The following is a 5817-nucleotide window of genomic DNA, read 5'->3' on the forward strand; positions in this document are numbered from 1 at the left end:
GATTGACAGGGGTTTGGGCTTTCAATAGAAGGCGCGGCTCCGGAGGGTTTGGTGAGGGGTTCGCAAGAATTCGACGCCAGGTTCTTCAAGTCTAGAAAGAGTTTCCTGGAAATTCTTACTTGACTTGGTTGGCGCTCTTCTCTAGAAGGTCGCCACGGTCTACTGGGTTCGCCTTCGGGTGGTTTGGTTGGACCGGTTCGAACGGTTTTGAAGAAAAACGGTTTGACACGGAATTCGAGGTTGGATAGATAGCCGCCTCCGCCGACATCGGGCGCTAAACGATGGGCTCCTCGGGAGAGGGGTTCGGGTCTTTGACATTGTTGATTTGGAAAGAGAAACGCAGGCGGCGGCGCTCTGGCGATGGACTGAGAAGGTCCATCTCGACGCTGACAAATGCGGTCTCTTGAAGACACCATACATACGCCGATCGGGCTTCGGTTCGGTCGATGTGTGATGGGAACTCGTCAAGAAACTATGCAAACCAGAACGCCGATCCTTCGGGATTGGTAGTCTGGGTCAATGTCAACTCAACCTGAGAGTTTGATCCTGGCTCAGAGCGAACGCTGGCGGCAGGCCTAACACATGCAAGTCGAACGGATCCTTCGGGATTAGTGGCGGACGGGTGAGTAACACGTGGGAACGTGCCCTTTGGTTCGGAACAACTCAGGGAAACTTGAGCTAATACCGGATGTGCCCTTCGGGGGAAAGATTTATCGCCATTGGAGCGGCCCGCGTAGGATTAGCTAGTTGGTGGGGTAAAGGCCCACCAAGGCGACGATCCTTAGCTGGTCTGAGAGGATGATCAGCCACATTGGGACTGAGACACGGCCCAAACTCCTACGGGAGGCAGCAGTGGGGAATCTTGCGCAATGGGCGAAAGCCTGACGCAGCCATGCCGCGTGAATGATGAAGGTCTTAGGATTGTAAAATTCTTTCACCGGGGACGATAATGACGGTACCCGGAGAAGAAGCCCCGGCTAACTTCGTGCCAGCAGCCGCGGTAATACGAAGGGGGCTAGCGTTGCTCGGAATTACTGGGCGTAAAGGGAGCGTAGGCGGACTGTTTAGTCAGAGGTGAAAGCCCAGGGCTCAACCTTGGAATTGCCTTTGATACTGGCAGTCTTGAGTACGGAAGAGGTATGTGGAACTCCGAGTGTAGAGGTGAAATTCGTAGATATTCGGAAGAACACCAGTGGCGAAGGCGACATACTGGTCCGTTACTGACGCTGAGGCTCGAAAGCGTGGGGAGCAAACAGGATTAGATACCCTGGTAGTCCACGCTGTAAACGATGAGTGCTAGTTGTCGGCAGGCATGCCTGTCGGTGACGCAGCTAACGCATTAAGCACTCCGCCTGGGGAGTACGGTCGCAAGATTAAAACTCAAAGGAATTGACGGGGGCCCGCACAAGCGGTGGAGCATGTGGTTTAATTCGAAGCAACGCGCAGAACCTTACCACCTTTTGACATGCCCGGACCGCCGCAGAGATGCGGCTTTCCCTTCGGGGACTGGGACACAGGTGCTGCATGGCTGTCGTCAGCTCGTGTCGTGAGATGTTGGGTTAAGTCCCGCAACGAGCGCAACCCTCGCTATTAGTTGCCATCAGGTTTGGCTGGGCACTCTAATAGTACTGCCGAAGTTAATTCGGAGGAAGGTGGGGATGACGTCAAGTCCTCATGGCCCTTACAAGGTGGGCTACACACGTGCTACAATGGCGACTACAGAGGGCTGCAATCCCGCGAGGGGGAGCCAATCCCTAAAAGTCGTCTCAGTTCGGATTGCACTCTGCAACTCGAGTGCATGAAGTTGGAATCGCTAGTAATCGCGGATCAGCATGCCGCGGTGAATACGTTCCCGGGCCTTGTACACACCGCCCGTCACACCATGGGAGTTGGCTTTACCCGAAGGCGCTGCGCTAACCGCAAGGAGGCAGGCGACCACGGTAGGGTCAGCGACTGGGGTGAAGTCGTAACAAGGTAGCCGTAGGGGAACCTGCGGCTGGATCACCTCCTTTCTAAGGACTGCTTCTCCAAGACTTCGGTCTTATTGAAGCGTCTAATTATACAGATGAGCGGATCGCCGCCGTCTTCGTTTCTCTTTCCACTCCTTGTTGACCGATCAGGTCGACGAGGCGATCGCGAGCCCAGGAACGGGTCTCGTTCCTCAGCCTGGCTGGGGAATGAGGATCTGGTCTATGCGGCCTATGGGCCCGTAGCTCAGTTGGTTAGAGCGCACGCTTGATAAGCGTGAGGTCATAAGTTCAAGTCTTATCGGGCCTACCAACCTTCCTAGTTACGGAACGCAACCGACCCAGTTCTCCTGGGCTTAAGCAACTCACCGCACGGCGGCGAGGGGCCATAGCTCAGTTGGTAGAGCGCCTGCTTTGCAAGCAGGATGTCGTCGGTTCGAATCCGTCTGGCTCCACCACCGGCCACCGGGTCGGTGCGAAAACGCGATCGAGGATATCAAGTTTGCCGCTCAGCCTAGCTGAGGCCGGCGAAATGACATCGTGAAGGTAGGGTTCACCCGCCGTCTGCATCTCACCCTTGGGGCGCAGCTGGTTTAAGGGCGGACTTTGAAGAAGACATCAAATGTCTGACTGTAAAGCACATGCCGCCGGTCCCTAGACCGGTAGCGCATGGGTTTTGCTGAGAACGATCAAGCGCATAAGGGCTTCTGACGGATGCCTTGGCATTGAGAGGCGATGAAGGACGTGGCACGCTGCGATAAGAGCCGGGGAGGCGCGAGCACCCTTTGATCCGGCTATCTCCGAATGGGGAAACCCACCTTAATGACCATTCCACTTTGCTTCAGCTTCGGCTGGAGCGGTAGTGGTGTGGTTGTGACAGGTATAATGGGCTGAATACATAGGCTCCATTAAGCAAACCCGGGGAACTGAAACATCTCAGTACCCGGAGGAAAGGACATCAACCGAGACTCCCGTAGTAGTGGCGAGCGAACCGGGACCAGGCCAGTGCTGTCGTGACATAAAGCTGAACGACTTGGAAAGGTCGGCCATAGTGGGTGATAGCCCCGTAAGCGTCAAATAGCGACAGACTCGAGTAGGGCGGGACACGTGAAATCCTGTCTGAACATGGGGGGACCACCCTCCAAGCCTAAGTACTCCTCAATGACCGATAGCGAACAAGTACCGTGAGGGAAAGGTGAAAAGCACCCCGACAAGGGGAGTGAAACAGATCCTGAAATCGGAAGCCTACAAGCAGTCGGAGCCACCGCGCGTGGTGACGGCGTACCTTTTGTATAATGGGTCAGCGACTTCATGTGCCGTGCAAGCTTAAGCCGTTAGGTGTAGGCGCAGCGAAAGCGAGTCTGAATAGGGCGAATAAGTACGTCGCATGACGACCCGAAACCAGGTGATCTATCCATGAGCAGGTTGAAGGTAAGGTAACACTTACTGGAGGACCGAACCGGTGAATGTTGAAAAATTCTCGGATGACTTGTGGATAGGGGTGAAAGGCCAATCAAACCTGGACATAGCTGGTTCTCCGCGAAAACTATTTAGGTAGTGCGTCAGACGGACTCCTCGGGGGGTAGAGCACTGAATGGATGCGGGCGGAGCGATCTGTACCAATTCTAATCAAACTCCGAATACCCGAGAGAGATATCTGGCAGACACACGGCGGGTGCTAACGTCCGTCGTGAAAAGGGAAACAACCCTAACCATCATCTAAGGCCCCCAAGTTCTGGCTAAGTGGGAAACGATGTGGGATTGCTTTGACAACCAGGATGTTGGCTTAGAAGCAGCCATCATTTAAAGAAAGCGTAACAGCTCACTGGTCAAGCGATCCTGCGCGGAAAATGTAACGGGGCTCAAGCCAGACGCCGAAGGTATGGGTTTGCTCTATGAGCAAGCGGTAGCGGAGCGTTCCGTAAGCCGGTGAAGGTGAGGCGCGAGCCTTGCTGGAGGTATCGGAAGTGAGAATGCTGACATGAGTAGCGATAAAGAGTGTGAGAGACACTCTCGCCGAAAGCCCAAGGGTTCCTGCGTAAAGCTAATCTGCGCAGGGTTAGTCGGCCCCTAAGGCGAGGCCGAAAGGCGTAGTCGATGGGAATCAGGTGAATATTCCTGAACCAGTTGGAAGTGACGGATCTGGTAAATTGTTCGGGCTTATTGGATTGCTCCGGGCAGTGAACAGGTCCCTGGAAATAACTCCAACGGAGACCGTACCCGAAACCGACACAGGTGGGCAGGTAGAGTATACCAAGGCGCTTGAGAGAACTATGCTGAAGGAACTCGGCAAATTGCACGCGTAACTTCGGGATAAGCGTGACTCTTCTTTGGGCAACCAGAAAAGAGTGGCACAGGCCAGGGGGTAGCGACTGTTTATCAAAAACACAGGGCTCTGCGAAGCCGCAAGGCGACGTATAGGGTCTGACGCCTGCCCGGTGCCGGAAGGTTAAAAGGAGTGGTGCAAGCTGCGAATTGAAGCCCCGGTAAACGGCGGCCGTAACTATAACGGTCCTAAGGTAGCGAAATTCCTTGTCGGGTAAGTTCCGACCTGCACGAATGGCGTAACGACTTCCCCACTGTCTCCAGCATAGGCTCAGCGAAATTGAATTCCCCGTGAAGATGCGGGGTTCCCGCGGTCAGACGGAAAGACCCTATGAACCTTTACTGCAGCTTCGCCTTGGCGTTAGCAGCAACATGTGTAGGATAGGTGGGAGGCTATGAAACCGGGGCGCCAGTTCCGGTGGAGCCATCCTTGAAATACCACCCTTATTGTTGCTGACGTCTAACCGCGGCCCGTTATCCGGGTCCGGGACATGGCGTGGCGGGCAGTTTGACTGGGGCGGTCGCCTCCCAAAGTGTAACGGAGGCGCGCGATGGTGGGCTCAGACCGGTCGGAAATCGGTCGTCGAGTGCAATGGCATAAGCCCGCCTGACTGCGAGACTGACAAGTCGAGCAGAGACGAAAGTCGGCCATAGTGATCCGGTGGTCCTGCGTGGAAGGGCCATCGCTCAACGAATAAAAGGTACTCTAGGGATAACAGGCTGATTTTGCCCAAGAGTCCATATCGACGGCAAAGTTTGGCACCTCGATGTCGGCTCATCACATCCTGGGGCTGGAGCAGGTCCCAAGGGTTCGGCTGTTCGCCGATTAAAGTGGTACGTGAGCTGGGTTCAGAACGTCGTGAGACAGTTTGGTCCCTATCTGCCGTGGGTGTACGAGACTTGAGAGGATCTGTCCCTAGTACGAGAGGACCGGGATGGACACACCTCTGGTGGACCTGTCATGGCGCCAGCTGTGCAGCAGGGTAGCTAAGTGTGGAATAGATAACCGCTGAAAGCATCTAAGCGGGAAACTAACCTCAAAACAAGGTCTCGCTGAGAGCCGTGGAAGACCACCACGTTGATAGGCCGGGTGTGGAAGCGCTGTGAGGCGTGTAGCTTACCGGTACTAATAGCTCGATAGGCTTGATCGTTCTTCAGTCAAACCCATGACTGCTTTACAAGACATGCGATGTCTTCTTCACAACAATGCTCGGGTCGCCACAAAGCGACCCGACAGCATCCTTTTTGCTGACCTGGTGGCTATGCCGGGGGTTCCCCACCCGATCCCATTCCGAACTCGGTCGTTAAGTCCCCCAGGGCCAATGGTACTTCGTCTCAAGGCGCGGGAGAGTAGGTCGCCGCCAGGTCCGCTAAAAGGATGCTTCGTTAGAGCGCACGCTCCAAAGTCCAAACCCTACCACACGATCACATCACTACCCTCTTCGCCGCGGGGTGGAGCAGCCCGGTAGCTCGTCAGGCTCATAACCTGAAGGTCACAGGTTCAAATCCTGTCCCCGCACCCAAG

At 55.1% G+C, this 5817-nt stretch carries 3 tRNA genes and 3 rRNA genes; all 6 read left to right on the forward strand.

What is annotated here, in order from left to right:
- Positions 1–528 precede the first annotated feature (528 nt).
- Positions 529–2012 (forward strand): 16S ribosomal RNA (locus WAE60_RS24005).
- Positions 2013–2203: 191 nt separating this feature from the next.
- A tRNA-Ile gene (locus WAE60_RS24010) sits at positions 2204–2280 on the forward strand.
- A gap of 69 nt (positions 2281–2349) precedes the next feature.
- Positions 2350–2425: transfer RNA gene (locus tag WAE60_RS24015), tRNA-Ala, on the forward strand.
- 229 nt (positions 2426–2654) lie between these two features.
- A 23S ribosomal RNA gene (locus WAE60_RS24020) occupies positions 2655–5443 on the forward strand.
- A gap of 101 nt (positions 5444–5544) precedes the next feature.
- Positions 5545–5659, forward strand: a 5S ribosomal RNA gene (gene rrf, locus WAE60_RS24025).
- The 16S, 23S and 5S rRNA genes sit together here with 3 tRNA genes alongside, the layout of an rRNA operon.
- Positions 5660–5738: 79 nt before the next feature.
- Positions 5739–5815: transfer RNA gene (locus WAE60_RS24030), tRNA-Met, on the forward strand.
- The last annotated feature ends 2 nt before the right edge of the window (positions 5816–5817 follow it).

It is taken from the genome of Caulobacter sp. CCG-8, from assembly GCF_037402475.1.
In the GTDB taxonomy this organism is placed as follows: domain Bacteria; phylum Pseudomonadota; class Alphaproteobacteria; order Caulobacterales; family Caulobacteraceae; genus Caulobacter.